Genomic DNA, 24,332 nt, shown 5'->3' with positions numbered 1-24,332 from the left:
TTCAGCTCATTCGTTGTCTGCGTCAATAGTTGCGTCAGCAGGCATAGTTTCCAACCAATGGTTAGCCTTAGTGGTTACTTCCCTTACAGAACGACGAATCTTCTTTTCAGAAATGACTGGATTTAGCTTTTCGTTAGCTTCCCAGCCTTCTTCATCATTCCACTGCCCGCTTAGCCCCTCAGCAGCTTTTGCAGGACGCCCAGTGCGTGACTGCGGCAGTGATTCCTTAGCGACTTTACGGCTAGTCAACAAAAAGCCGGTATGCGCAACCATGCGGTGATCTGGGCGAACTGCTAAACCGTCTAAGTGCCAGCCACGGATCAAGGATTCCCACGCCTGTGGCTTTGAGAACCGTTCCGACGCCACCAGATCTTCATTCAAACGGGAAAGCTGAGTTACCGTCGCCACGTAGCAAAGCAATACGCCACCCGGTACCAGTACTCGTTCAGCTGTTTCAATACACTCCCAAGGTGCCAGCATATCTAAGACAATACGGTCAATGGACTCTGGTTCAAGAGTATTGGCAACATCATTGAAATCGCCTACGGATACCTGCCATGCAGGGTGGCGTCCCCCAAACCAAAGGTCTACGTTACCTTGGGCAATAGTGGCGAATTCTTCACGTCGTTCAATCGAGTGTAGTGAACCGTGTGTCCCTACTGCGTTTAGCAGCGACATTGAGAGTGCGCCAGAGCCTACGCCAGCTTCCAATACGCGCGCTCCCGGGAAAATATCGCCGTAGGTAACAATCTGCGAAGCGTCCTTTGGGTACACGATTGCTGCGCCACGTGGCATTGACATCACGTAGTCGTGTAGCAGTGGGCGCACAATGTGGAATTGTTTGTCACCATCAACAAAAGTAATCGCTTCGGGCTTACCGATAATGTCATCGTGGGCAATCTTGCCACGAGAACATTGGAAATGTCCGCCGGGAACCAAAGTAACGGTGTGTAAGCGTCCCTTTGGGTCGGTGATTTGTACGCGGTCGCCTACCTGCAGTGGGCCGCGTCGAGTTGCCTGACCGAATTCGGCGGCAACAGCTTGTACCTGTGGATATTTAACTTCAGCATTCATCACCATGTAGTCTATCAATTATGAGTGAATCACAGGCTACTCGACGCAAAGCTCTTTCTGCGACTTCTACCTCAACTTGGAAACAATGCCAGTTGAAGTTTCGACTTATCTACCTGGATGGCTTTCGCGAACCACCGAATCCTGTGACTACTCGAGGTACTTTAGTACATGCCGTTTTAGAACATATTTATGACTATCAAGCGGGAATGCGGAATCTAGAAACTGCAAAGTCTTTAACCGCTGCGCAGTATCAAGAAATGTTCGCGAAAGACCCTGAATTTCAAGCGATGTTTACTGAAGAATCCGCTTTAAATCAATGGTTAGCTGAAGTAAATTCATTAGTTGAATCGTACTTCCAGATGGAGAATCCACAGCGTTTAGAACCTTACGCACGAGAACTTTTAGTTGATGCTGAAACTTCCTCAGGAATAGCGATTCGTGGTTTTATTGATCGCATTGACAAGGCGCCTAACGGGGCTATTCGGATTGTTGACTATAAGACTGGTAAGTCCCCACGCCCGCAGTACATGGAAGACAAACTCCATCAAATGCGGTTTTACTCACTTTTGATGCGTCAAGCCGGGCGCGGAGTCCCAGCGCGGACTCAGCTAGTGTTTTTAGGCGACGGGAAAACCCTCACTTTTGACCCGCAGCCTGAGCAAGTCGATGCTTTCGAACACTACCTGACACAAATCTGGCAACAGATTGAACACGCTTGCAATACGGGGAATTTCTACCCACGCAAGCAACCACTTTGTAACTGGTGTGGAGTTAAAGAAATGTGCCCCGTTTTTGGAAATACGGTTCCGGATATTCCCGAGGGCGCTGTGGAACAGCTTCTCACTATCCACAACGCCCCCGCATAAAATCTCTAACCGCTACTTCCGGTGATTACTCCAAGTATTTTCCAACCACTCTGCAGTAATCACTTTTAGTCCCTCAATATAGAGTGCATCTAAACCAGACGGCACTGGATTCACACCGGGCACAATGCAAGTTAAGGCGCCAGACGCTATCGCCGCACGGCTACCCGACGGAGAATCCTCAAAAGCCATGCACTCAGTAATCTCTACGTTCAGCAGCTCAGCGGCTTTTAAGAACGGTTCCGGATGTGGCTTCGCATACTTCACCTCATCGCCACAAACCACAGCGTCAAAAGCCCCAGGGAATGCCTGATCCACAACAGACTGCGTGAACTGGCGATATGAGGAAGTCACTAACGCAGTTTTAACCCCCAGAGTTTTTGCCAACTGTAAGGTTTCTAAAGCTCCTGGAAGCCAGGGAGCACCGCCCTCGGAAACCTGCTGGTGAACTGAATTAATCAAAAACTCAATCGCCGAAGCCGGATCTAAATCCACTCCCGTTGCCGCACTCATAATGCCAATCGCATCAACCAGGGAACGACCCGCCAACTGATCGCTAATCTCAGGCTTCCAAACCTCCCCAAGGGACTCAAAAAGGCGAGTTTCAGCTGTTTGCCAATAAATTTCAGAATCAATAAGGGTGCCATCCATATCGAATAGCAACGCTTTAGGTAAACTCACGTAACTCCTCTAATCAGTGCGCGCCAGCCACAGCCGGCACCGCGTCAAGCACACCGAATGCCAACAATACCGCGATAAAAGCAGCCAAACCCAATCGGTACCAGACAAAAACGCTATAAGACTTAGTAGAAACCAACTTCAAGAACCACACGATCACCACATATCCAACGGCGAAAGCAATCACCGTAGCAAATAAGGTAGGAACCATATCCAACTGTTCCGAACCCGCCAGCACTTTCGCCAGCTTATAGAAACCAGAAGCAAACACCGCCGGCATAGCTAGTAGGAATGAATAGCGAGCAGCTTCTTCACGCGTATAGTTCAGAAAACGCCCCATAGTGATAGTGCCACCGCTCCGAGACACCCCAGGAATCAGAGCCATAGCTTGTGCGAAGCCATACAGCACAGCGTCTTTCCAACTCATCTTACCGAGGGTTTTTTCTTGCGGTGCTGCCCTATCGATGTAACCAAGCAACAGGGCAAAAAAAGCCAGCATCGTAACCGTAATCCACAGGTTGCGGAACTGCACGTCAATCCAGTCTTCTAACAGAAGCCCCAGCACCGCAATGGGAATAGAACCTACGATAATCATCCAACCTAAACGGACATCCGCATCGGTTTGAGGTACGCGTTTGCCGGCGGGCGCAAATGGTAAAGCCAAACACCACTGCTTAATGATGCGAACAATGTCTTTCCAGAAGTAGATGAGCACCGCCGTTTCGGTACCAATCTGAGTGATTGCCGTAAAAGCAGCACCTGGGTCTTTCATTCCCAGTAGTTCCCCGGTGATGCGCAGGTGCGCGGAGGATGAGATCGGGAGGAACTCGGTAAGTCCCTGCACCAGGCCCAGGATTAAGGCTTCAAACCAATTCATAAGAAAATACCCTACTTTCGATGATATTCCAGATACGATTATAAGCGTGCAACAACGTTTTCTTGGATCTACTGGCCTGCCTGTCTCTTCCCTTGGCTTGGGAACTCTTACTTGGGGTCGAGACACGTCCTTAGATGAGGCACGCCAGATTTGGCGGGTTTTCAATGAGTTTGGCGGCAACCTGCTGGATACTTCCCCCACCTATGGAGAGGGCCAAGCAGAGTCTGTAATAGGTTCTCTGCTGGCATCTGATTTTTCGCGGGAGGAAACAATTTTAGTTTCCAAGGGCGGTTTTTATTCTGCCGAGGGCGCTCTGCGAGCAGGTAACCACCGTAATGCGGTGTTGAATTCTTTAGATCGGACTCTTAAGGCTTTAGGCACTGACTATTTAGACGTGTATTTGCTTTCCCGTCCTGATGTGGATACGCCTTTAGAAGAATCTTTAGCTGCTGTTGACGTCGCCTTACGTAGTGGGCGGATTCGTTACTTCGGTATTTCTAACTTCTCTACTTGGGATACTGCTACTGCCCTGGCTTACAGTCGCTCAGCTATGTCTGCCCCACTTGCGGTTGTGGAGGGTGAGTATTCGTTGTTGAATCGGCAAGCTGAGCTTGAGCTGTTACCTGCGTTGGAAGCAAATAATGTGGGTTTCATTGCTTGGTCTGGTTTAGCTAGAGGCGTCTTGACTGGTAAGTATCGGCATTCTACTCCGTCTGATTCTCGTGGGGCTTCACCAACTTTAGCTGGTTTTGTACAGCCATATTTGGGGGCAGACTCTGTGCCTGTAGTGGAGGCTTTAATGACGGCAGCTAAGGGTTTAGAACTGGCTCCGTGGGATGTGGCTCTTGCTTGGTTGCAGGCACAGCCGGGAGTTACTTCGGCATTGGTTGGGCCACGTACTGAGATTCAAGCACAACAGCTGTTTTCTGGGGCTGATTTAACTGTTCCTGGTTTAATTTTGCAGGCTTTAGATGAGGTTTCAGAGTTCTAACTACCTCCTGTGCGCGAACTGAGATTCCCACGCAAGCAAAACGCGCGAACCGGGATTCCCACGCAAAATGTGCCCCGCGTCTAGACGCGGGGCACATTTATTAATCTCTAACTAACGCAGTTTTTCATCCTCTAAATCAATGTAGACGTAAACGCCGTCCTCGTCGAATTCAAATTCTTCATCATCCTCGTCAAAGTCATCGTCTTCGTCATCAAAATCGTCGAAATCTTCATCGTCGAAGTCATCATCTTCGTCATCAAAATCATCGAAATCGTCGTCGCGTTCACCCAGCATTTCAAATGGTAAATCAATGCCATAGTGGTTGAAGAGGATATCATCGTAAGTGAAGAACGCGTCACGCAAGCGTTCCTCTGCCGTTTCCAGAACAGCAGTATCGTCTGAGCCAGACAGGTGTGCTGAACGGGCAGCTTGAGAGTGCGCTTCCAGCGCAGCGATTAAACGGTTCAGTGAATCTTGCGGATTAGTTCCCATACCCTCAACTTTAACCTAAAAGCTGTTAAAAACGTACCCGTTCGCATAATAATGGGGGCTTATCCCCTATCCGGATTAGGAATAAGCCCCCATTTAATTACGTTTTACGCTGAAATCATATGCGTTTCAAAACTCACAGACCACGACGAGTCAGAATAGTTTCTGCACGAGCATCATGACCAATCAAAGCCACGAAAGAGTCATTCGGCTTACGTGACGCACCACGGGATAGAATTTCAGCTTCAATCTTACGTCCAGCTTCGCGATTCAAACCGCCATCACCATCAACGGCAACAACGTTACGGAACCACTGTTCACACTCTGCTACCAGAGCTTCAGCCCACATGTAAGAGTAATAGCCAGCATCATACCCAACAGTAAAAGCATGTGGGAAGTAAGTAGTACGGTAGCGTGGTGGAACCAGCTCAGAGTAAACGCCACTACGACGCAAAGCGTCAGCTTCAAATTCTTCAACAGAACCAATTTCAGCAGGGTTTGCGGTGTACCACAGCTGATCCAACAATGCAGAAGCCGTAAACTCTACGGTGGTGTATGCCTGACCAAAAGTCTTAGACTTCTGCAGCTGTGCCAACATTTCAGCTGGAATCACTTCCCCGGTTTCCGCGTGACGTGCGAAGTTCGCAATCACTTCCGGATGATACGCCCACATTTCGTTCAGCTGAGATGGAAGCTCTACGAAGTCACGTGGCACGTTCGTACCAGCAGTCAAAGCATACTTAGTCTTAGACAACAGACCATGCAGTGCGTGACCGAACTCGTGGAACAGAGTTTCAACATCATCCCAAATCAGGTATTTCTTCTCACCCTCTGCAACGGGAGTGAAATTACAGCAGTTAATGATGATGGATTCATGGTCAGTACCAGCGTACCCCTGAATCAAAGAGTTCATCCAAGCACCACCGGACTTACCTGGGCGGGTAAACATATCTGCAATAAACAGCCCCAGGCTCTTACCGTTTTCGTCATGGATTTCGTAAACGCGACAGCTTGGGTCCCAGCCCTTAAGCTCTGGACGGTAGGTTGCGGTAATCCCGTAAAGACGGTTAGCAGCAAAGAATACGCCCTGTTCCAGAACCGTCCACAATTCCAAATATGGTTTCAATGCCTCGTTAGACAGACCCAGAGCAGCTTCCTTTGCTTTGCCTTCATAGAATGCCCAGTCGGAAGTCTTAAACTCTGTTACCCCGTCTTCTGCAGCTAGGGTTGCGTATTCTTTAGCCTCTTCATTCAGCTTCTTTAGAGCTGCTTTGCCGACCTCGGACAGAATCTGCTGAGCAGCGGAAACGGAAGGCGCGGTTTCTTCCGCAATCACCAGGTCCGCGTGTGTTGGGTATCCCAACAGCTGAGCACGCTTGAAACGAGCCTCCACAATCGCCTTAACCAAGTGACGAGTATCAGTTTCTGGATCATTACCGAAACCACGTTCCAGGGACTTTTCCAACAGCTTCGCACGCAATGCCGGATCAGTTAAGTCTGCTAATACAGCCTGCAGAGTGTAGTTATTCGGAGTGAACTTCTGTCCGTCAATCTCCCATTCAGTTGCCAGTTGCTTAGACACACGCTGAGAATACTGAGTAGCAATCTGTGCAATTTCCTTATTCAACGACGCCAGCTCGGCCTGGTCTTTAGCAGACAATGCGATACCGCCCAAACGGAACTTCAGGAGTTCAGTTTCAACTAGGGTCGCAGATTCTTCATCCAACTCCTGGGATTCTAAAGCTACGAACTTTTCATAGATTGCCTTATTGGTGCGGTATTGCGCATCAACTTCCGTCATCTTTGAGAACATGTAGCCTTCGACAGCCTCGTAGTCTGCTCCGCCTACTGCAGAAGTCATGTGGAACAACACGCTGATTGCTTCAGAGAAAGCTGCTGAAATTTCATCCAGCGGTTCCAGGAAGCCAACTACGGTTGCTTCAGCGGTTTCCAGTTCAGTAACGGCTTTTAAGTAGGTTTCTGTAGCTGCGTCGAAACGCTTCTGACATTCTTCTGGGGTGAGTTCAGAAAAGTCTACTAAGCGCTTTTCAATCTGGCTCATTTTTTCTCCTTGGTGTCTGATTTTAAACTTGCGGGGTGGCTTATTCTGCCAGCCCAAGTACTTTCGCTACGTTTGGTGGGAAGAAACCGGGGCCTTTCAGAACCTTACCGTCTGCACGGTAGATTGGTTTGCCGTCTTCTCCTAGTTTTGACAGGTTAGAGGCTTGGACTTCTGCCAGCACAGCGTCTAAGTCAATGCCACATTCCAGTGCCATCCCGTAGATTACGTAAACCAGGTCTGCCAGGGCGTCAGCTACTTCAACGGTATCGCGAGTGTGATCATCAGCGTCTTTTGCTGCTTGGTTTGCTGTTTCAACGATTTCGCGGGCTTTTTTGCCATAGAGTGCGCCGGTGAGTTCAGCAAATTCTTCACTGATGAGGCTCATTCGCATGTGGATGCGGTCTCGGTCGCAAGTTGGGGTTTCCCCCATCATTACTGGCAGGTTGTATACTTCATGGAACTGCTTGACGAGTTCATTTGGGCGAGTTGGGTCGTAGGGACGCAGAGCTGGGTTTTCGCTCATGTTTTTCCTTTTGTTTAGATTTGGTGGTCTGGATTCGCGTGGTTCCAGGCGGTTTTGAGTACGTTTTCAAAGGCTACGACCGGTTGGGCGCCTTCAACTAGGAAAGCATTGTCGAAAATGAAAACGGGCACCGCATTCACACCCATTTGCACGCCAATTTGGAAATCAGAAAATACTTCGTTGGCATATTCTTGATTTTCGAGGGCGGAGAATACTCGTTCTCCGTCGATCTGGAAGTCGTTTGCCAGGGCTACTAAGGATTCCGGGTTAGCGAGGTTCATGCCGTATTCAAAACGGGAGCGTGCCAGTGCTTCATGCACTTTCAGTTCCAGTGTGTCGGGTCCTTTAGTGGTGTCTTTTTCTACGTCGATTTCTCGGGCTAAGCAAATCAGTCGGTGGGCGTTAGAAGTTGAAGCAACTTTAATGTTTTCCCAGTCAAAATTAATACCTTCTTGGGCCCCTAAGTTTGAGACAGCTTCCAGCGCTTGGTTTACTTCGGCAACACTCATCCCTTTAGTTTCTGCCAGGTACTGGGCTTCACTGCGTTCATCAACACCAGTGAGTTCTGGTTGCAGGAAGTAGGCGTGCAGGCGAACGGTTACTTCATTCTTGTGTGGGAAGTTCGTTAATGCTTTGCGCAGGTGGCGCACTGCCAGGTAACACCATGGGCAAGCTACGTCGGACCAAATATCAATATGCATAACCGTTATTTTACTGGGTTTTAGAGGTGGTGGCGACCCTAGTTCAGGCTTACAAATCTGGTGGTGCAGTTAAAAGGGTTGGTATGGTTGAACTATGACCAGCTCTAATGACGCTCCTAATCTGCGTGAGATCAATGTTGCGCAGATTCAACACTTGACGGATTCTCTCAGCGATTATGCTAATTTCCGCGCTCAAGTAATCATTCGTAATGATTTATTACGTTCTGCACTACTGCTAATTGCAGTGGGAGTCGTTGCTGGGTTCATGAATGTGTTGGTTTTAAATGCCCAGGGAGTTGCTTCTTGGACTGGTTTACTACCAGCGTGGTTTAGCGCCACGGGGAAAACCAGCCTACTGACTTTCCTACTTCAGTTTTTAGCTTATGCTTCAGTTTTTGCTCTGCTTCTGGGGTTAGTTTTAGCTGGTTTTGCGCCGTTACATCAAGGTAAGGTGCATCAGCGGACGTTTACTAATTTCATGCAACGTGGGTGGGTTGCTCAGGGCATGGAGCTTGGTTTGACAGTTGACGACGATAACCTGTGGATCCGTAAACCCGTTCAGCTAATGGCTTTCTCAGGTAAGCCTAATAAGGCATCGAAAGTTTGGGCGAAAGATTTAGAACGGTTGCGTGTTGACGCGGCAGATACTCGCCTGAGTCTCATGATTAAGTTGCTTTTAAATGACCGCCAGTTCCACGGGGCTATGTCTGTACAGTCACTGCGTTCCAAGTATGAGGACCCGCAGCCTGGGGGAACTACTTTAGTTGGTTTCGGCCCCCTGCTGAGAATGCCGGCTGAAGGCGAATTTGTAGTGGTTGCTCCTCCAGGTGATTCTGCGGTCACTAATCCTGAAGCGTGGGAGCCGGTAATCTTTTGGATTAGAGGCTACTGACTCAACCCGTTCGTCTTATTAAGCGTGTATTTTTACTTAGTGTTAGGCGCCTTTTAGAACGATTTTCACTAAGTCCGCTGGGGTAGGTGCAATATAGGTTGCTTTTGAAAATTCGGTTTCATCAGTGCCAGCCCAGCCAACACCAATGGTATTCACAGAGTTTTCATTGCCGCCCTCGATATCGTAAATGCGGTCCCCCACCATATACGCTTCAGCGGTTGAATATCCTCGCGATGCAAAGTAGTCCAGGACTTCTTTAATAAGGTCAGTTTTAGTGTGGTGTGCGCCGTCATCTTTCGCGCCACAAACGTAGCTGAAATAGTCGCCTAAACCAACTTCCGTGACAATAGGTCGTGCCAGGCGTTCAACCTTTGAAGTAGCAATCGCCATAGGGACGCCCGCAGCTTTCAGCGCGTCAAGCATTGGAATAACGCCCTCGAAAAGTGGGACGTCGAACATGTATTTACCGTAATTTTCACGGTAGGCAGCAATCGCGTCTGCAATGCCGGTTTCAGGGACGAAAGCGAAATCGCGGAAGGAAACTGCTAAAGGTGGACCCACCCAGCGTGGTAAATCAGCGGGAGTTTCACGTGGCTTACCGATTTTTTCCAAAGCGTAGTTGATAGATTCCATGATGAGGGGAGCTGAATCAGTTAAAGTTCCGTCTAAATCAAAGATTACAATCGGTGTTTCCATTTATTTTTCTTCTCCCCTGGGAAATATTTGCTATGGTAAATAGTAATATCCTAGTACAGTTTTTAGCTCAAATAAGTGGAGTTTCGAATAATGGCAGCAGATTTAGAACACATTGAATTCGTACGCGACCGCGCGTGGCAGGTGTTTTCTGAAGTATCCATGCGACTGTCGTTCATGCGAAATACCAAGATTAAAAATGAGCTACACCTGGCACCCGCAGAATATGAAGCACTGACTACTCTTTACTTAGCCGAGGACGGGTCAATGCGCATGGGTGTTCTGGCAGACAATATGTGTTTCTCACCTTCTCGACTTTCCTACGTTATCTCTGGCCTGATTGAACGTAATCTGGTTGAAAAGAGTATTTCCGCTAAGGATGGTCGTGGCTATATCGCACAGATTACTGACGATGGTCGTCGCATTTGGGAGCAGGCGAATGCGATGGAACGTGACTTGTTCCGCCAGCATTTCCTCAGCCTTTTGAGCATTGCTGATCAAGAGGAACTCTCCCGCATTTTCGCGCCTTTGGAAGAGCATCTTCCTGCATTGCGTGACATAAACCACCGGTTCTGAGAATAGCCGATTATGAGTCTGCGTTAGATTCATGGTAAAGTTTATGTGTTGTCTTGATGAATATTCATCCAGATAGCACTCCTGCGCGGGTGGCGGAATAGGTAGACGCGCCAGCTTGAGGTGCTGGTTCCTAACTTAACGGGAGTAGGGGTTCAAGTCCCCTTTCGCGCACAACAAAAAGTTTCCCTTGAGAAATCAAGGGAAACTTTTTTGTTGTGCGCCTGGCTTTCATCGGTCGGTTGCCGCAAGCAACTTAGGCTAAACTGCCAGTTAGTCAATCAAACCGATATAGTCCCATGAGATATATCCTCGTAAACGCGGAATAAAATAACCATGATGAATTTTTTCACGCCTAAACGAGTTAATTGCTCACTAAGAAATGAATCTTCAAGAACTTCATTCTCATCTACAGTAAGTGTTATATCACGCAATTCTTCTAACGTTTCAATCTTAGTTAAATCTCGTACGTTCATAGTTCTCTTAATCCCCACTCCCAATCCACATCTTTCTAGTAGACACATATTAGACGGGTTCTGAGAAAAACTGTCTATTATCAGCTACAACCCCATGATTTCTAGTGGATATTAGACTGTTTTTCTGAAAACCGTTCTAATATCCGTCAGGGAAGAAAAATATTAATCAACCACTAAATCGTCAGCCAAATTCGAGCATAAGATAAAGTCTAGTCGTAGAAGTATTCTTCATCCCAGCCAATATTTCCAAATAAACGATCGGCGCAGTAATACACTCCACTCAATGAACGATTTAAACGGAGAAAAAGTTCTTCAATGTCTTCTATAGTTACCTGCGCTTTTTCTTCCTCCGTAAGCACCATTCCACGGAGCTGACTTAACTTGGTAATATTTTCAAAACGCTCAATACTCATGCTCATTTACTTCTTCGCTAAGTTTGCATTCGCATAAGCAGGATCGTTGCTGACCTCTGCCCCAACCCAATCTGGTAGCTTCGCAGCGTCTAAAGATTCCACTCCGGAGCCCTCGATTTCTAATAAAACCAGTCCCGCGTAACGCCCCGAAAAAACATCTACCGTCCAGTCATATTCTGGCATATCTAAGAAAAACCTCGTCTTTTCTAAAGACGCGTAGGTTAACTGTTCTAAAAGCTGCTGGCCGTCAGCCACTGGAATCTCATATTCGAACTCGAAACGCTTTAATAAACCGCCCTCGGAAATAGAACCGGAAACAGAACCGGACTCTGAACCCGCCTGCATATCGCGGCCCTTCAACGTCAACCAAGCCGTATCCGCACCCACACGCACCCGCACCAAACAATTCTCAGACGCTGCCAAATAACCCTGCCCAAAATGCTGAGAATCCCGCACCAACTGCTGCCAACCATCCCCAGCAACTAAAAACTTACGCTCAACCTCAACAGCCACACTAACCACCTAAACTCACCGAAAATCCCGCGACTGCGCCGACGCCGCCACCTGACACTCTTCAATCTTATCCGCCACCACTACAAAAGCACCATCAGCAGCATCCACTTTTCCCCGCACCAACAAGCCAGAAGCATTCACCGCAACACTTCGAAAACGCTTCCACAACCCCACAGAGCACATCACATTCACTAAACCCGTCTCATCCTCTAACGCCAAAACGTCATCCCTGCAGCCGTCGCAGGGCGTTGCCGGTGCGTAACAATCCCCGCAACCCACACACGTTCACCATCAGCCGCAGACTTCACTTCCGCGCACGCTAAAACCCCAAGCTCACGCAAATCTGGGCGCAAAACTCAAACGGATGCCGGCTACTCACCCGCGTAAACTCATAATCCGCCGCAAGCTCATCAACCTTCCCCAAAGCCGGCAACGACACCGCAGCAAACTCTAAGCCCGGCAAAGTCGGCTGCAACTTAGACTGTGCTAAAACCGCGCCTGCCACGCGGCTTCCCGCCGGCTCACTCCTAAACTCTCAAATGCTCCTGCCAACCCCAGTAAACGCAACTCAGCTTCCGACAAATAAGCACGCGACGCCACATTACTTAAAGAAATAAACGGTTGCTCCAACCGCGCTTGCACCAGCCGTTTAGCGCTCTCTCGGCTCAGCCCTTTCACTTGTTGAAACCCCAAACGCACAGCTTTACCCGAAAGCGTCTCTTCAACCACCGTCAGCCACTGCGAATATCCTACATCCGGGGCAGAACCCGCACTCCTCGTCGGTGAGCATCCGCCACCAGCGAATACACTGAATAAAACCCCATCGGCTGGGAAGCAATAATCGATGCATAAAACTCATGCGGAAAATGCACTTTCATCCATGCGGAAGCGTAAACAATATAGGCGAAAGAAAACGCGTGAGATTCAGGGAAACTAAACTCCGCAAAACCTGAAAAATATTCGAAAATTTCCTCAGCCCGCTCCCCTACGATTCCGTTTTGCGCCAGCCCCGCGTACAACTGTGGCTTCAGTTTCCGCATGCGTTCTTCACTCCGTTTAGACCCCATGGCTTTACGCAGCTGGTCAGCTTCAGCTGCAGAGAACCCAGCGGCTTCTACCGCGATTTGCATAAGCTGCTCTTGGAAAAATGGTACACCCAAAGTGCGTTCCAAAATCGGTTTCAACAGCTCATCTACGTAACGTACTGGTTCTTTCCCCAGGCACCTACGCAAATACGGATTAACCGCGTTGCCTTGAATCGGTCCAGGACGAATTAACACAACTTCTACCACTAGGTCGTAAAAACAGCGTGGACGCAGGCGGGGTAGCGTATTCATCTGGGCGCGCGATTCCACTTGGAATACTCCCACGGTGTCATCTGCACATAATAGGTCACATACTTGGGGGTCTTCTGCGGGGAGGGAATATAAGTCAAGTTTGCGTCCGTCAGCCTGCACATATCCTTGTTTTTCGAGGGCGGAAAACATGCGTCGCAGTGCCGTGAGCATCCCTAAACCCAGTAAAACAAACTTCACTAAACCAGCTTCAGCACAATATTCTTTATCCCACTGCAATGCGATTTCTTCACTAAATCCAAAGGCCTTAGCTGCGTCTCTGATAGCTGAACGATGCCGGTAGGTAATCACATTCGCTACCTGCGCAGCATTATGGCGACCGTATTTTTCAAAAACGTGTTGAATAACTTCTTCACGGCGTTTAGCTTCAATATCGATATCAATATCAGGCGGTCCTGATCGGTCTGGGGAAAGAAACCTTTCAAACATGAGGCGATGATAAACCGCGTCCACCGCAGTGATTCCTAAGGCGTAGCAAACCGCAGAGTTAGCGGCAGAACCTCTGCCTTGGCAAAGAATATCGTTTGCTTTGCAGAAGTCTACGATTTCTTTAACTATCAGAAAGTACCCGCAAAACCCCAGATTAGCAATGATTTTAAGCTCATGGTCAATAGTTTCCCAGGCTTTACGGTTTTCAGCTCTGCTGTCGTAGCGCAGTTTGGCGCCCTCGTAAGCACACTTACGCAACCAAGCAGTTTCCGTTTCCCCTGCAGAAACTTGCCCAACTGGTAACTGGGGGGCTAAAAGGCGAAAATCGAACGCTATTTCGCCAGCTAACTGCGCTGCATTCGTAACTGCTTCTGGATGATACTTATGAATTTGGACCATATCCGCAGCAGAACGCAAGATAGGGAGAAACGCTTCTAAAAATGGTTCAACTTGGCTGAGGCTCCCCTGCATTTGTATGGCTCTGAGAACGTGAGATTTGCGCAGTGAACGCAGATCTGCCGCCCGGGCAGCTGTGGTTGCTACCAGTGGTAGATCCGCTTGTTTGGCTAAAAGCCCCAGTTGTTGACTCACGTATTCGCGGTCACGTTCAGTTACTAAAGTGGACTCTACCGCTAATTTTCGGCTAAAAACCTCGCTTAAAAAATCCAACTGACGTTTTCCAGCTTCCAACCCACCTGCTTCTAAAGCCTGTCGCAAGGGGCCTTTAGATGTCCCCGTTAAAATCGTGCAGTCCGCGAGCGTGCCGGTAGCTAAGTCCTCCCAGGTGAAGAGGTGGCGGGTTTTTCAGTGTGGTGGAGTTGTTTAGTGGAGATAAGTTTACAGATTTGGTGGTAGCCGTTGAGGTTGTTTGCCAGTACGGGTAAGTGTGTTAGCCCGTAAGTGGGGTCGTTGAGGGTGAGTTCTGTTCCGAATACGGTTTTTAGTGGGGTGTTTTTAGCTGCTTGGGCGGTTTGGACGGCTCCGTAGACTCCGTCGTAGTCGATGAGGGCGATGCCGGTTAGCCCGAGTTTCAAAGCGGTGTCGATGAGATGAGGGGGTTGGTCTGCGCCGTGTAGGAAGCTGTAGCAGCTGTGGGCGTGTAGTTCTGCGTATTCTGGACTCACCCACCCATTACATCGAACACTTGTTCGATATTCACTGGAGGATTTCTTTAAGTTCCGCTATGCTCAGGGCTTTTACTTCTTCACCAATGATGGCGTCGGCAACTTGACGTTTGTGTACCTGCAAGGCCATAACTTTTTCTTCAATTGTGTCAGCTGAGCAGAGTCGGTAGACGTTAACGGTGTTTTCTTGTCCGATACGGTGGGCGCGGTCAATTGCTTGGTTCTCAGTGGCGGGATTCCACCAGGGGTCAAGGATAAAGACGTTTTCGGCTTCGGTGAGGGTGAGGCCGGTTCCTCCAGCTTTGAGGGAGATGAGGAAAACGTTGGTGTCACTGTGTTTGAAGTTTTCGATTACTTCCCCACGTTTTTGGGTTCCTCCGTCTAAATAGCTGGTGGTGATGCCAGCTTCGTTTAGAGCAGTGCGGATTCGCTGCAGGTAGCTGGTGTATTGAGAAAATACCAGGGATTTCTTTCCTTCTGCCTGTAGGGGTAGCAAAAGGTCAATCAGGGCTTGTGTTTTAGCTGATTCTGGCCAGTCTTTGTCTTTTTCGACTAATTGTGGGTCTAGGGCTAATTGGCGTAGCTGGTTGAGACCGGTAATGATTTTGAATCCTTGGCTGTGCGTGTCTTCAGCCAGTGCGAGGAGTTCTTTACGATGTTGGTTTAGGTAGCGGTCGTAGGTCTTACGGTGTTTAGCAGATAGCTCCACGTAGATGGTTTGTTCAATTTTTGGGGGTAGCTGTGGGGCAACGAGTTTCTTGGTGCGTCGCTTCATGAATGGCTGGGTAAGGGCTTGTAGGCGTTTTGCAGCTGCGCTTTCCCCGTTCATTTCAATGCGTTTACCGTATTCGGAGTTAAAGGCAGTGTATCCGGGCAGCAGAGCAGGATTTACGATCCGCATAATTGCCCACAGGTCTGCCAAACTGTTTTCTACGGGTGTGCCGGTAGAGGCGATTTTCCAGTGTGCTTGCAGGTTTTTCGCTGCTTTGTGCTGCGCGGTGCGCGGGTTTTTGATGGCTTGGGCTTCATCAAAGATAGCGCCGTCGAGGGTGAGTTTCCGGTATTCTTCCTGGTCCATTTGTAGAAGTGTCCAGGAGGTTATCAGCACATCGTGTATTTCAATAAGTTTTTCTAGGCTTTGGCTGCGTTTTTTAGCGCTTTCTCTGATGGTGGCTACTTTTAGACTTGGGTAGAAGCGGTTGGCTTCTTTTTGCCAGACGTCGATTACTGAGGTGGGGGCGGCGACTACTACCCCGTGTTTCAGTTCTTTGTGGAGTCGTTTGGTTTCAATAACGCTGAGAATCTGCAGGGTTTTACCTAAGCCCATGTCGTCTGCCAGGATTGCTCCGTATCCGCGTGAGGTTACTCGGTCCATCCAAGCTACCCCGGTTTCTTGGTAGGGACGCAGCGTAACTTCTTTAGGAGTGGCTAAACCACGTTCTGGGGTATCTGCGATTAGTTCGTTTAGTTCGCTGATCCAGTTTCCCAGGGCGGATGTGTTTACCGCGTAGTGTTCGAGGCTTGAGAGGGCGCCTAAGCGAATGCGGGGAACGCTGATGTGCGCGTGTTCCCATGGGTTTTCGCTTACACTTTCAAGGATTGCCCGTAAATGGTCGATTTGGGCGGGGTTAATTTCTGCCCACGTACCGTTTTCAGTGGTAACCCAGTAGCGATTTTCATGCAGGGCGCGGAGGACTTCTTCAACTCGAATGGCCTGTCCATTTACTTCGATTGCGACTTCTAGATTGAACCAGTCTGGCTTATTTACGTCTAGTTTGACTGCTGGTTTCAGACTGATTTTTATGGGGTTTGTAGCGACTTGGAGTTGTTTTATGGCGTCACTTAGTTCCCATTGCAGGTATTCGCATTCGGTAGCGGTTTTATTTTTTAAATCGATTAGGTGGGTGAAGTTTTCTAGTCCGATTTCTGTTTCGGGCACGTGGGGGTCTAATCCCCATTCTAGCGGCGTGTGGGTGGTTACGTAGTCGCGGACTTGGGTGAATATGTCTTTATCTTCTGGGCGGGCGCTGAGGGCGTTCATCCAGCTAAGTTTCAGGGTGTGTTCTGAGTTCCCGTATGCGACTTCCCAGCTGAGTTTAATGAGATGGCCGTTTAGATCGGCAATGATTTTTATGAACGGCCCGTGGAGGGTTTGGTTAGCTACCAGCAAGTGGTTTAGATAGGGCAGATAATGGGTTTGATATTCGGCAACGTCTGTGGCGGGAATCAGGATGCGACGGCGTTGTTTGGCGGGGTCCAGCAGTTGGTGGCTTTCCTCGCTCACGGGGATTAACATTCGGTCTGCGTATTTCACGAGGGCGGGTTGTGAATCTACGATTTGCGGGTAGGTGATGATTTCTGAATCATATTGCCCAACTGTTTTTAGTTCAATGTCGCCGTTTTCGCTGGTGTAGCTGTCGAATTTAAGGTGGATTTCATCTGTGGCGAGTTCCAGGGGGTGTTCTGTGTCGTCTAGGAAAAGGTAGATTCCTAGTTTTTCAGCTTGTTTAAGGAGTTTCCAGGCGTTTGCTTCTAGGTTGAGGAGGGTGACAGAGCGTGAGTTTACCCAAGTTACTGAGCGTTGGGCTTGATTCCAGAGTTTGCGGATAAAACTTAAATGGTCACTACGTAGCCCGTCGGTTACGGAAACCCATTTGGTGGAAGTCATGTCTACCCAGCTGGCGCGAGCCGATACCCAGTTTCCGTTTTGTCCTTGGCGGCGAATAGTGATTTCAGCGGGGGTGGCTTTAGTGTCTACTACCAACGCTAGGGGTTCTCCCCCAGTGGTTTTTGAGAGGAAGTTTTCTAAGCTGTCGCGCCAAGTTTCTGCGTGATGCTGGGTTTGCCCCTGTACTTTCCACAGGGCTGCCATTACGTGTTTACAGTAGGTGCCGGTTGAGCAGGCGCAACGTAAGTCAAGTTCACGTACTGTTTTGCCGGGCTGGCTAATCCAGCAGGTGTAGGATAATCCCCCACCTTTTACTTTCGCCGTAATTTCGGTATTTTCGGCGTTGAATTGGTAGAAAGTAACGTCACCTCTTTCGGCAGCTACTTTACCCAGCCCAAAAGTAGCTGGACCGACAAGGCGAATACAAGCTTCTTCTGTAATATTCGCCAGGGTTTTTTGCAGTGCTGTTTTGGGCTGGACTGTATTTTGTGGTGCGTTTAGTAATTCCACAACAAAGTCTTTTCGAGTGTATTCCCAGTATTTACGTGTTTAACGGTCTTGGAGTTTCCCAGCTGACTCTTCAAGGTAGCATGCGCCACAGAGGGATTCGTAGCCTACGGCGACACCATCGATAGCTACTTGGTCGCCGTCGAAAATAAATTTCCCGTCTACAGTTCGCCCGTTGAATACAGCTTTGCGCCCACAGCGACAAATGGTTTTTAGTTCTTCTAAAGTATGAGCGATTTCCAGAAGTCGCCTTGCTCCGGGAAAGGCGACAGTTTGAAAATCTGTGCGAATACCGTATGCCAGCACCGGCACATTATCTAACACCGCGATGCGGAACATATCATCGATTTGCTGTGGGGTGAAAAACTGAGCTTCATCTACTAGTAGAGCTGCTACTGGTTTTAAAGCTACATCTTTAACCAGGGCATTTTCGTCATGTCCGGAAGCGATTTCTAAGAAACAATCACGGAAATTTTCTTCTGCACCCACCAGCATGTGTACGGTGCGAGTTACTCCCAGGCGTGAAACAATTTGCGCGTCGCCTTTAACGTCGATAGCGGGTTTTGCTAAAATTACTCTTTGCCCGCGTTCCTCATAGTTGTAGGCTGCTTGTAAAAGAGCTGTGGACTTACCTGAGTTCATAGCGCCGTAGCGGAAATACAGTTTAGCCACTTTGTCTCCTTAATAGTCTTATCCTCTGTTAGTTTAACTTATTAGCATCCGTTTTTGGCAGTCACCAACTTCCCATTAGCCACCATTTTCTCTGGTACTTCACTACCAGTAGCCATTGGTTTCCGACCCTAATCTTTAACCAGATTTTCCCGGTTTTCTGCGGAGTTTCCCACCATTTTCCCAGTTGCATCCAGGAACCTTGATAATCTTCAACCAGATTTTCAGTTTCTAAAACTATCCCCTCATCCTGTAGCTGCTGACAGGTTTTTTGAAGAAAACGTAGGTAGTGGGGAGCTCCTTGTAACATTCCACTTTCAGTTAAGTTAATGGGGGCAAGGTCCATTGTTTGCAGGTTACATTCCCAAGGTTTTTCAAAAACTACTGCAGGTGCTGGCCCTTCTATTGCTCCTACCCAGCGTTGTGCCTGCTGATAGTTAGGTTCGTCTGCAAGTTTGCTTTTAAATTGCCAGTTTTCCCAGGGTAGGGATATTATTTTTTCTCCCCATTCGCGGTGCTCTTGGTGCGGTAAATATCCTAGCTGCAGGGTAGGGATATTATTTTTTCTCCCCATTCGCGGTATTCCACCCGGCTGTGGGAGTCCCACCCAGGAACTACTCTTAGCTGCTGTACTTGCCCGTTTCCTAACCTAGTTTGGATTTTGAGGGCGGCGTTTATTGCTCTTAATTCACTGGCTGTTTTATTTCCCCATAGTTTCTGCGCATTCACAGCCACTGGCACTAAATCTGTGGCTACTAATTCCACTTCTACTATTCCAAAATGTAAGAGGGATAAGTCTACTGCTATTACTTCCCTACCTGCAGGTCGCATAAATGCTTGCGTAGGCATTGTGCTGCTCAAAGTTTGTAGCCAAACCTATAGTTACCACTGCACTCGACTGATTAAATATTGCGGTGTAGGAAACTGAAATAAAGCCCAGTTACGAACTAGCTCTTTAAGCACGTATTCACTTAAGCCTTCTTCCCAGGCAGTTTCTGAAGGAACCCGTATTTTCGCTTTAATTAGCAGATTCTGGGCACTTATTTGCCGGCCTTGTAATTTTTGTAATAGTTCTTGAATCCCTTATAAAAGTTGTCCCACGATTAAAAGCGGATCCTGCACAGGTTATTCCAACGCTAGCCGAATAAGAATTTCGGTAGCTTCTGGAATCTCTAAAGTATGGTTAGTTTTACCGTTAAGTAGCTGTTCTAAAGTTTGCGCTGCTAAACCGAACCTAGTTTTAAGAGTCACCCACCCCAGTATTTCCAAATCAGCTATTTTTAAGATTCCGAGGTTTTGTAGTTCCTTAAGCATTTGGGCAAAGTACTGATCTGTTTCAGGTAGCAGTTGCCTTAAACTTAAAAGTTCTAACTCACCCGTTGTTTTTATCTCACGTATTTGCGTTTTCGCGTGCGGTAAGTAGTTATAGATTATGCCAAGCATCTAACAGGCTTTCCCCAGCTGCCACATAAGATTCTGCTCCCGTATAAGTAGCTACAGTGTCCACTGTTGCTTCCAAAATTTAGAAATAGTAGCATTTAAAGAGTTTCCCAAAAACTCTGCTTCCAAGTTCTTTGGAAGTGGAAAATTGCTAGCCCTGGGCGCACAGCCTGCACAAAAGCAGAAACTTCATCTAAAGCCTCTAAAACTGGCAGAAATGCCCGTTGCGCGCGTAACTTATCTTCAGCTAAAACTACTAAATCCGCACAAAGTTGCTGGGCTAACCCCAGTTTCATCCCTACTTCTACCCCAAAGTGTGTAGCGGCTTTCGTAACTGCGCTAACTTTTCCTTTATTAACCGTCACAGCGGATGCTCCCGGAGGCACCTCAACTACTAGTGAATTCGTTTCCCAATCTGGGATTAACACTAAAACTACCGGCATTTATCCCACCTGCTTCCAAGCAGTTTCAAAACTCCAGTTTCGAGATATGCCCACCCAGGGCTGCAAAGTTAAAAGTAAGTTTTTACGTTTACGAACTTTCGCAGCAATCCTAGTTTGTTCACGGTTATTTAAGAAAATATTTCCACAGACAGTTACGTCAAAACCATCGATTAGATCCGCTAAAACCTGTAAAAGTTGTTGGTTACTTCCATCCACATGCCAAACTTTCCCATTTCGGCTCTGCTGCGAAGCTAAACCCAAGTTATTTTCAGCAACAATAAGTTGCAAGCGAGCTTTTTCTAAACGCTGCGCTTGCAGAGACTGAGGCATTTCGAGAGCTAATGCAGACATTTCCGTATCTCATTTCCCCCCCCAAGAAACCTATCGAACACTTGTTCTAAATCTACCACCACTGCACTGACAAAATTATTTTCATTAAGAGTTTCCCATCCGCCCTCGGAAAATAAAATCCCACCCAAACCCCTAAGCTAAACTAAAAATAAACGACAGAAAGAAAACCATGGACCTATACGCCCGCCCACTAGCGCCCCACCCAGACCAGACACTTCCCCCAGTCCCCTCTTTCACCCTCATCTCAGAAACTGCAGAAGCAGACAGCACCCTCCCCGCTACCCAAACCGCAGCCGGAGGCTCCATCTCCCCACACTTAAAATGGAGCGACTTCCCAGCAGAAACCGAATCATTCTTCATCACCTGCTTCGACCCCGACGCCCCCACTCCCGCCGGCTACTGGCACTGGGGTATCCTCGACCTGCCCGCCTCTCAAACTGAACTCGCAGAAAACGCCGGATTCTCAGATTTAGAATTAGACGGCCCCGCCTACCATCTACCAAATGACACAGGCGAACCAAACTACTTCGGTGCCGCCCCACCAGCAGGAGACCGCCCCCACCGTTACGTTTTCACGGTTCATGCACTGGATGTAGACAGCTTAGAACTAGCCGACGACACCACCATCACCACCGCTTCTTTCCACGCATTATTCCACACCATTGCGCGCGCGTCCATCACTTTCACCTACCAAGAACCTGCAGAAAACTAAAAACAGGTATGAAACTAGCCCGCAGATAACCTAAACTAAACATCGTGTTGCACATTATTTACTTTGAACCAGAAATCGCTGGAAACTCAGGCGCTGCGATTCGCCTCTCAGCCTGCACCGGAAGCATGCTCCACCTGGTAGAACCATTCGGTTTCGACATGGAGGATTCCAAACTGCGTCGTGCTGGACTGGACTACCACGACTTAGCACACGTCCAAACCCACCCAGATTTAGAAGACGCCTTTGCCGGAATCGAAGGTAACATCTACGCTTTCACCGGGCATGCCACCACTTTCTACGGTGATATCAGCTACCAAGATGGAGACGCACTGCTATTCGGTAAGGAAAGCACCGGACTGCCTCAGTGGGTTTTAGATCATCCACAAGTGAAGCTGGCGGCACGTATCCCCATGCTCCCTGAACGTCGTTCTTTGAATTTAACTAACTCTGCTTCTATCGTGCTTTATGAAGCATGGCGCCAGCTGGGTTATCCAGGCGGGGTTTAATCAGAATTTTTCAGCTAGTTCTACGATGCGGCGCGGGTTGGACCACCAGAGCCAGACAAAGCCAACGCAGCTGAGAATTAGCGGCAGATAATAGAAGCTGCTTCCCAGGTTCAACCACACCAGGGAGGCAGTTTTTTCATCCCTAATCAAGGTCGATAGTAAACCTAAAACGGTTAATAGAAGCGAAATTCCGCCTACTTTACGCATCCGTCGCCCATTGTGAGTTAAAGAAACCGCAATCACAAAAAACAACAAAACCGGCAGTAGTTTCCCCAGGGCCACAGACCAGCTGGTAACCGTCTCAGAGGTACTAAAACTAGCGTCTTGACCGGCAATCATTTTTACTAAGCTGGTGGCTTCTGCCCACAGATACCACAGTGAGCTAATCCAAAAACTGGCGATTACAACGCGCCCCAACCCCCAGGCCGGACCACGTTGGTCTTTCGCAGAGCGCACCGGAGAAAGGCGGCTGGCAGGCCACTGTCCGGAGGGCGCTTTGCAATAACTAACCAGTTTCTGAAAAATACTCATACGTTGAGTATATCTACTCAAAGAGTATTTTCTTTACCGCAAGCACATAGGTAAGACTATGCCCTTAGAAATAAACTTAGTTAGACTAGAAGCTATGACAAATATTTCTTTTATTTACGAAAACCCAGCAGCAGTTTCTGCTGACCTGCTGGTTGCATACCTGAACGAAAACGGCGTTATTAATGTAGACGCCCCCGAACTAGCTACCGCTGCTCAGCAGCTGCAGGCTTCTCACGAAGCTGGTTCCCTCACTACTTTGCCTTCCTGCGGCACTGCTGCAACTAAGGTTGCTTTGATTGGTACCGAAGTAAGTGAAATGGCTAAGCGTCGTGGTACTAGCTTCGATGATGGCATTGAAATGGCTGGTACCGGTCGCCACCGCCACTATGCGGCTATTGGTGTCCGTGGCTCTAAAGCTAGCAAAGTAGTTCTGGCGGGAGCCTATGTTTCTTTCGATGAGGTAGTTTCTGCTGGCGTAGGCGCGCTGCTGGGTAACTATGAATTCAAAAAGTACGGTAACCACGAGGTTAATGTGCTAGATGAAATCGTTATTTTGGCACCTGAAGATTTGGATGAAGAACTGGCTATCACCCGCATTCAGGTTCTAGCGGCTTCCATGATTGAAGTTATGGACTTGGTTAACCGAGCTCCTAATGACCTTTACCCAGAAACTTTCGCAGCTTACGCTGAGGAAGTTGCTACTCCACTGGGAATCGAAGTTGAAGTTTGGGACTTCGAACGTCTGGTTGCTGAAAACTGTGGTGGCATCGTGGCGGTTGGCCAGGGTTCCACTCATAAGCCACGTCTAGTGAAGCTGTCTTACACTCCAGCAGGCGCAGAACGTAAGGTTTCATTCATTGGTAAGGGCATTACCTTTGACTCTGGTGGCTTGTCTTTGAAGCCATCTGAATCTATGGAAACTATGAAGTGCGATATGGCGGGTGCTGCTACCGTTTTAGCTTCCACTCTGGCTGCCGCCAAGTTGGAACTGCCAGTAGCTGTAACCACCTATTTGGCTTTGGCTGAAAACCTGCCTTCTTCCACTGCTCAGCGCCCATCTGACGTACTGATTATGCGCAACGGTTTGAGTGTGGAAACCACTAACACCGATGCTGAAGGTCGTTTAGTGATGGCTGATGCTTTGGCATTGGCAGCTGAAACTGATACTGATGCAATTGTCGATGTAGCAACTTTGACTGGCGCACAGATGGTTGGTTTAGGGGTTCGCACCGCTGGTGTAATGGGAACTCCGGAAGTTCGCGACGTAATTGTTTCCGCTGCGAATGAAGTGGGTGAAGCGATGTGGGCTGCTCCGCTACCTTCCTACCTGCGCGCAACTTTGAACACTACGGTTGCCGACATTAAGAACTCTGGCATTCGTTGGGGTGGCATGCTCACCGCAGGTATTTTCCTACAGGAGTTTGTTGGCGCTAAGCCTTGGGCTCACATTGATATTGCTGGTCCGGCATTCAATGATGAAGCACCTTGGGGTGCGAATGCTAAGGGTGCTACCGGCATGGGCGTTTTGACCCTGGTCGAGTGGTTGGAAACCCTTGCCTGAGATGTTTTTATAACTCATTAGAGGTAACGCTCATTCAGAAAGTTAACAATCTTTCTGAATGAGCGTTACCATTTATATAGGAACTATTGTCGGCTAGTTTTGGCTGATATATCACGTTCGAAACGGACGTTTTTTCAAGACAAAGCCCCCACAAAAGTGGGACAATAGACCCAAGTGTGACCATTGCCGGTCCATCTACATTGCACAGAGGAGTATCA

Annotated in this window: 30 protein-coding genes and 1 tRNA gene; 8 read left to right on the top strand and 23 right to left on the bottom strand. The window is 48.4% G+C overall.

The genetic code is table 11. The annotated features are described in order from the left end of the window. Nucleotides 1-6: 6 nt before the first annotated feature. Nucleotides 7-1,080 (bottom strand): tRNA (adenine-N1)-methyltransferase, encoded by a 1,074-nt coding sequence (locus tag HMPREF0044_RS04155; RefSeq protein WP_006546864.1) that lies wholly within the window; start codon nt 1,078-1,080, stop codon nt 7-9. 14 nt (nt 1,081-1,094) lie between these two features. Here HMPREF0044_RS04155 and HMPREF0044_RS04150 point away from each other — a divergent pair, with 14 nt between their 5' ends. Further along, nucleotides 1,095-1,940, top strand: coding sequence for a RecB family exonuclease (locus HMPREF0044_RS04150; protein WP_006546863.1), 846 nt, complete (start codon nt 1,095-1,097; stop codon nt 1,938-1,940). A gap of 12 nt (nt 1,941-1,952) precedes the next feature. Here HMPREF0044_RS04150 and HMPREF0044_RS04145 read toward each other — a convergent pair whose 3' ends face one another. Beyond that, nucleotides 1,953-2,618 carry an HAD family hydrolase gene (locus HMPREF0044_RS04145; RefSeq protein ID WP_141553830.1) on the bottom strand — a complete coding sequence of 222 codons (666 nt, stop codon included), beginning with the start codon at nt 2,616-2,618 and terminating at the stop codon, nt 1,953-1,955. Nucleotides 2,619-2,631: 13 nt separating this feature from the next. After that, nucleotides 2,632-3,492: an undecaprenyl-diphosphate phosphatase gene (locus HMPREF0044_RS04140; protein WP_006546861.1), complete on the bottom strand. Its 861-nt coding sequence runs from the start codon at nt 3,490-3,492 to the stop codon at nt 2,632-2,634. Between the two features lie 46 nt (nt 3,493-3,538). On the opposite strand from HMPREF0044_RS04140, the gene HMPREF0044_RS04135 reads away from it, so the two are divergent. Beyond that, nucleotides 3,539-4,483, top strand: a complete 945-nt coding sequence (locus tag HMPREF0044_RS04135) for an aldo/keto reductase (protein ID WP_006546860.1) — start codon at nt 3,539-3,541, stop codon at nt 4,481-4,483. A gap of 111 nt (nt 4,484-4,594) precedes the next feature. Here HMPREF0044_RS04135 and HMPREF0044_RS04130 read toward each other — a convergent pair whose 3' ends face one another. The 4 genes from HMPREF0044_RS04130 to HMPREF0044_RS04115 all read right to left on the bottom strand — a co-directional run bounded on the left by HMPREF0044_RS04130 (nt 4,595) and on the right by HMPREF0044_RS04115 (nt 8,258). Further along, complete coding sequence (locus HMPREF0044_RS04130; RefSeq protein WP_006546859.1) at nt 4,595-4,975, bottom strand: hypothetical protein; 381 nt, start codon at nt 4,973-4,975, stop codon at nt 4,595-4,597. A gap of 133 nt (nt 4,976-5,108) precedes the next feature. Next, complete coding sequence (locus HMPREF0044_RS04125; RefSeq protein WP_141553829.1) at nt 5,109-7,034, bottom strand: M3 family metallopeptidase; 1,926 nt, start codon at nt 7,032-7,034, stop codon at nt 5,109-5,111. 40 nt (nt 7,035-7,074) lie between these two features. Next, entirely contained in the window at nt 7,075-7,557 is a 483-nt protein-coding gene (locus HMPREF0044_RS04120; RefSeq protein WP_006546857.1) for a pyrophosphohydrolase domain-containing protein, read from the bottom strand. 14 nt (nt 7,558-7,571) lie between these two features. Beyond that, nucleotides 7,572-8,258, bottom strand: coding sequence for a DsbA family oxidoreductase (locus HMPREF0044_RS04115; RefSeq protein WP_006546856.1), 687 nt, complete (start codon nt 8,256-8,258; stop codon nt 7,572-7,574). A 94-nt stretch (nt 8,259-8,352) separates the two neighbouring features. Between HMPREF0044_RS04115 and HMPREF0044_RS04110 the strand changes: the two genes are divergently transcribed. After that, complete coding sequence (locus tag HMPREF0044_RS04110; protein WP_006546855.1) at nt 8,353-9,150, top strand: hypothetical protein; 798 nt, start codon at nt 8,353-8,355, stop codon at nt 9,148-9,150. A 42-nt stretch (nt 9,151-9,192) separates the two neighbouring features. Here the strand turns inward: HMPREF0044_RS04110 and HMPREF0044_RS04105 are convergent, their stop codons facing one another. Next, a complete protein-coding gene (locus HMPREF0044_RS04105; protein WP_006546854.1) occupies nt 9,193-9,846 on the bottom strand; it encodes an HAD hydrolase-like protein in 654 nt (217 codons plus the stop codon). A gap of 90 nt (nt 9,847-9,936) precedes the next feature. Between HMPREF0044_RS04105 and HMPREF0044_RS04100 the strand changes: the two genes are divergently transcribed. Together HMPREF0044_RS04100 and HMPREF0044_RS04095 are read left to right on the top strand one after the other, a co-directional pair. Then, a complete protein-coding gene (locus HMPREF0044_RS04100) occupies nt 9,937-10,419 on the top strand; it encodes a MarR family winged helix-turn-helix transcriptional regulator (RefSeq protein ID WP_006546853.1) in 483 nt (160 codons plus the stop codon). Between the two features lie 83 nt (nt 10,420-10,502). Beyond that, a tRNA-Leu gene (locus HMPREF0044_RS04095) sits at nt 10,503-10,590 on the top strand. A gap of 107 nt (nt 10,591-10,697) precedes the next feature. Here HMPREF0044_RS04095 and HMPREF0044_RS04090 read toward each other — a convergent pair. From HMPREF0044_RS04090 to HMPREF0044_RS04035, 14 genes are all read right to left on the bottom strand, one after another. Then, a complete protein-coding gene (locus tag HMPREF0044_RS04090) occupies nt 10,698-10,892 on the bottom strand; it encodes a hypothetical protein (RefSeq protein WP_006546852.1) in 195 nt (64 codons plus the stop codon). 209 nt (nt 10,893-11,101) lie between these two features. Then, on the bottom strand, nt 11,102-11,305 hold the full coding sequence (locus HMPREF0044_RS04085; protein WP_040312797.1) for a hypothetical protein: 204 nt from the start codon (nt 11,303-11,305) through the stop codon (nt 11,102-11,104). Nucleotides 11,306-11,311: 6 nt separating this feature from the next. Next, nucleotides 11,312-11,818: a CYTH domain-containing protein gene (locus HMPREF0044_RS04080; RefSeq protein ID WP_040312795.1), complete on the bottom strand. Its 507-nt coding sequence runs from the start codon at nt 11,816-11,818 to the stop codon at nt 11,312-11,314. A gap of 15 nt (nt 11,819-11,833) precedes the next feature. Next, a complete protein-coding gene (locus HMPREF0044_RS04075) occupies nt 11,834-12,037 on the bottom strand; it encodes a hypothetical protein (RefSeq protein ID WP_006546849.1) in 204 nt (67 codons plus the stop codon). A 100-nt stretch (nt 12,038-12,137) separates the two neighbouring features. Beyond that, on the bottom strand, nt 12,138-12,323 hold the full coding sequence (locus HMPREF0044_RS08300) for a hypothetical protein (RefSeq protein WP_006546848.1): 186 nt from the start codon (nt 12,321-12,323) through the stop codon (nt 12,138-12,140). Then, the gene (locus tag HMPREF0044_RS08295; RefSeq protein ID WP_006546847.1) at nt 12,305-12,547 is read right to left on the bottom strand and encodes a helix-hairpin-helix domain-containing protein; all 243 of its coding nucleotides are present in this window, start codon (nt 12,545-12,547) and stop codon (nt 12,305-12,307) included. The genes HMPREF0044_RS08300 and HMPREF0044_RS08295 overlap by 19 nt, the downstream gene beginning before the upstream one ends. 20 nt (nt 12,548-12,567) lie before the next feature. Continuing rightward, nucleotides 12,568-14,319 carry a DNA polymerase III subunit alpha gene (locus HMPREF0044_RS04065; RefSeq protein ID WP_006546846.1) on the bottom strand — a complete coding sequence of 584 codons (1,752 nt, stop codon included), beginning with the start codon at nt 14,317-14,319 and terminating at the stop codon, nt 12,568-12,570. Between the two features lie 53 nt (nt 14,320-14,372). Next, a complete protein-coding gene (locus tag HMPREF0044_RS07865; protein WP_006546845.1) occupies nt 14,373-14,726 on the bottom strand; it encodes a PHP domain-containing protein in 354 nt (117 codons plus the stop codon). 31 nt (nt 14,727-14,757) lie between these two features. Further along, the gene (locus HMPREF0044_RS04060; protein ID WP_006546844.1) at nt 14,758-17,904 is read right to left on the bottom strand and encodes a DEAD/DEAH box helicase; all 3,147 of its coding nucleotides are present in this window, start codon (nt 17,902-17,904) and stop codon (nt 14,758-14,760) included. Between the two features lie 39 nt (nt 17,905-17,943). Next, nucleotides 17,944-18,573: a thymidine kinase gene (locus tag HMPREF0044_RS04055; RefSeq protein WP_040312794.1), complete on the bottom strand. Its 630-nt coding sequence runs from the start codon at nt 18,571-18,573 to the stop codon at nt 17,944-17,946. A gap of 61 nt (nt 18,574-18,634) precedes the next feature. Beyond that, on the bottom strand, nt 18,635-19,144 hold the full coding sequence (locus tag HMPREF0044_RS04050; RefSeq protein WP_006546842.1) for a hypothetical protein: 510 nt from the start codon (nt 19,142-19,144) through the stop codon (nt 18,635-18,637). Nucleotides 19,145-19,695: 551 nt separating this feature from the next. After that, nucleotides 19,696-19,821 (bottom strand): hypothetical protein, encoded by a 126-nt coding sequence (locus tag HMPREF0044_RS08360; protein WP_280985069.1) that lies wholly within the window; start codon nt 19,819-19,821, stop codon nt 19,696-19,698. A 287-nt stretch (nt 19,822-20,108) separates the two neighbouring features. Then, the gene (locus HMPREF0044_RS04040) at nt 20,109-20,453 is read right to left on the bottom strand and encodes a Y-family DNA polymerase (protein WP_006546839.1); all 345 of its coding nucleotides are present in this window, start codon (nt 20,451-20,453) and stop codon (nt 20,109-20,111) included. Beyond that, complete coding sequence (locus tag HMPREF0044_RS04035; RefSeq protein ID WP_006546838.1) at nt 20,454-20,804, bottom strand: hypothetical protein; 351 nt, start codon at nt 20,802-20,804, stop codon at nt 20,454-20,456. 169 nt (nt 20,805-20,973) lie between these two features. On the opposite strand from HMPREF0044_RS04035, the gene HMPREF0044_RS04030 reads away from it, so the two are divergent. Both HMPREF0044_RS04030 and HMPREF0044_RS04025 read left to right on the top strand, forming a co-directional pair. Then, nucleotides 20,974-21,516, top strand: coding sequence for a YbhB/YbcL family Raf kinase inhibitor-like protein (locus HMPREF0044_RS04030; RefSeq protein WP_006546837.1), 543 nt, complete (start codon nt 20,974-20,976; stop codon nt 21,514-21,516). A gap of 44 nt (nt 21,517-21,560) precedes the next feature. Continuing rightward, nucleotides 21,561-22,022, top strand: a complete 462-nt coding sequence (locus tag HMPREF0044_RS04025; RefSeq protein WP_006546836.1) for a tRNA (cytidine(34)-2'-O)-methyltransferase — start codon at nt 21,561-21,563, stop codon at nt 22,020-22,022. Here HMPREF0044_RS04025 and HMPREF0044_RS04020 read toward each other — a convergent pair whose 3' ends face one another. Beyond that, a complete protein-coding gene (locus HMPREF0044_RS04020) occupies nt 22,023-22,553 on the bottom strand; it encodes a hypothetical protein (protein ID WP_006546835.1) in 531 nt (176 codons plus the stop codon). It abuts the gene before it with no gap. A gap of 94 nt (nt 22,554-22,647) precedes the next feature. Here HMPREF0044_RS04020 and HMPREF0044_RS04015 point away from each other — a divergent pair, with 94 nt between their 5' ends. Then, the gene (locus HMPREF0044_RS04015; protein ID WP_040312929.1) at nt 22,648-24,114 is read left to right on the top strand and encodes a leucyl aminopeptidase; all 1,467 of its coding nucleotides are present in this window, start codon (nt 22,648-22,650) and stop codon (nt 24,112-24,114) included. Nucleotides 24,115-24,332 lie beyond the last annotated feature (218 nt).

The sequence above is a fragment of the Gleimia coleocanis DSM 15436 genome (assembly GCF_000159015.1).
Classification (GTDB): domain Bacteria; phylum Actinomycetota; class Actinomycetes; order Actinomycetales; family Actinomycetaceae; genus Gleimia; species Gleimia coleocanis.
Note: the sequence above shows the minus strand (reverse complement) of the source record. Positions and strands in the feature narration are given on the sequence as shown.

Excerpts from the sequence above, each read along its gene's own strand:
- HMPREF0044_RS04100 (WP_006546853.1), top strand. The coding sequence starts at position 9,937 with ATGGCAGCAGATTTAGAACACATTGAATTCGTACGCGACCGCGCGTGG.
- HMPREF0044_RS04090 (WP_006546852.1), bottom strand. The coding sequence starts at position 10,892 with ATGAACGTACGAGATTTAACTAAGATTGAAACGTTAGAAGAATTGCGT.
- HMPREF0044_RS04020 (WP_006546835.1), bottom strand. The coding sequence starts at position 22,553 with ATGAGTATTTTTCAGAAACTGGTTAGTTATTGCAAAGCGCCCTCCGGA.
- HMPREF0044_RS04150 (WP_006546863.1), top strand. The coding sequence starts at position 1,095 with ATGAGTGAATCACAGGCTACTCGACGCAAAGCTCTTTCTGCGACTTCT.
- HMPREF0044_RS04120 (WP_006546857.1), bottom strand. The coding sequence starts at position 7,557 with ATGAGCGAAAACCCAGCTCTGCGTCCCTACGACCCAACTCGCCCAAAT.
- HMPREF0044_RS04050 (WP_006546842.1), bottom strand. The coding sequence starts at position 19,144 with ATGGGGAGAAAAAATAATATCCCTACCCTGCAGCTAGGATATTTACCG.
- HMPREF0044_RS04125 (WP_141553829.1), bottom strand. The coding sequence starts at position 7,034 with ATGAGCCAGATTGAAAAGCGCTTAGTAGACTTTTCTGAACTCACCCCA.
- HMPREF0044_RS04030 (WP_006546837.1), top strand. The coding sequence starts at position 20,974 with ATGGACCTATACGCCCGCCCACTAGCGCCCCACCCAGACCAGACACTT.
- HMPREF0044_RS04155 (WP_006546864.1), bottom strand. The coding sequence starts at position 1,080 with ATGGTGATGAATGCTGAAGTTAAATATCCACAGGTACAAGCTGTTGCC.
- HMPREF0044_RS04140 (WP_006546861.1), bottom strand. The coding sequence starts at position 3,492 with ATGAATTGGTTTGAAGCCTTAATCCTGGGCCTGGTGCAGGGACTTACC.
- HMPREF0044_RS04035 (WP_006546838.1), bottom strand. The coding sequence starts at position 20,804 with ATGTCTGCATTAGCTCTCGAAATGCCTCAGTCTCTGCAAGCGCAGCGT.
- HMPREF0044_RS04085 (WP_040312797.1), bottom strand. The coding sequence starts at position 11,305 with ATGAGTATTGAGCGTTTTGAAAATATTACCAAGTTAAGTCAGCTCCGT.
- HMPREF0044_RS04015 (WP_040312929.1), top strand. The coding sequence starts at position 22,648 with ATGACAAATATTTCTTTTATTTACGAAAACCCAGCAGCAGTTTCTGCT.
- HMPREF0044_RS04110 (WP_006546855.1), top strand. The coding sequence starts at position 8,353 with ATGACCAGCTCTAATGACGCTCCTAATCTGCGTGAGATCAATGTTGCG.
- HMPREF0044_RS04105 (WP_006546854.1), bottom strand. The coding sequence starts at position 9,846 with ATGGAAACACCGATTGTAATCTTTGATTTAGACGGAACTTTAACTGAT.
- HMPREF0044_RS04040 (WP_006546839.1), bottom strand. The coding sequence starts at position 20,453 with ATGCCGGTAGTTTTAGTGTTAATCCCAGATTGGGAAACGAATTCACTA.
- HMPREF0044_RS04115 (WP_006546856.1), bottom strand. The coding sequence starts at position 8,258 with ATGCATATTGATATTTGGTCCGACGTAGCTTGCCCATGGTGTTACCTG.
- HMPREF0044_RS04130 (WP_006546859.1), bottom strand. The coding sequence starts at position 4,975 with ATGGGAACTAATCCGCAAGATTCACTGAACCGTTTAATCGCTGCGCTG.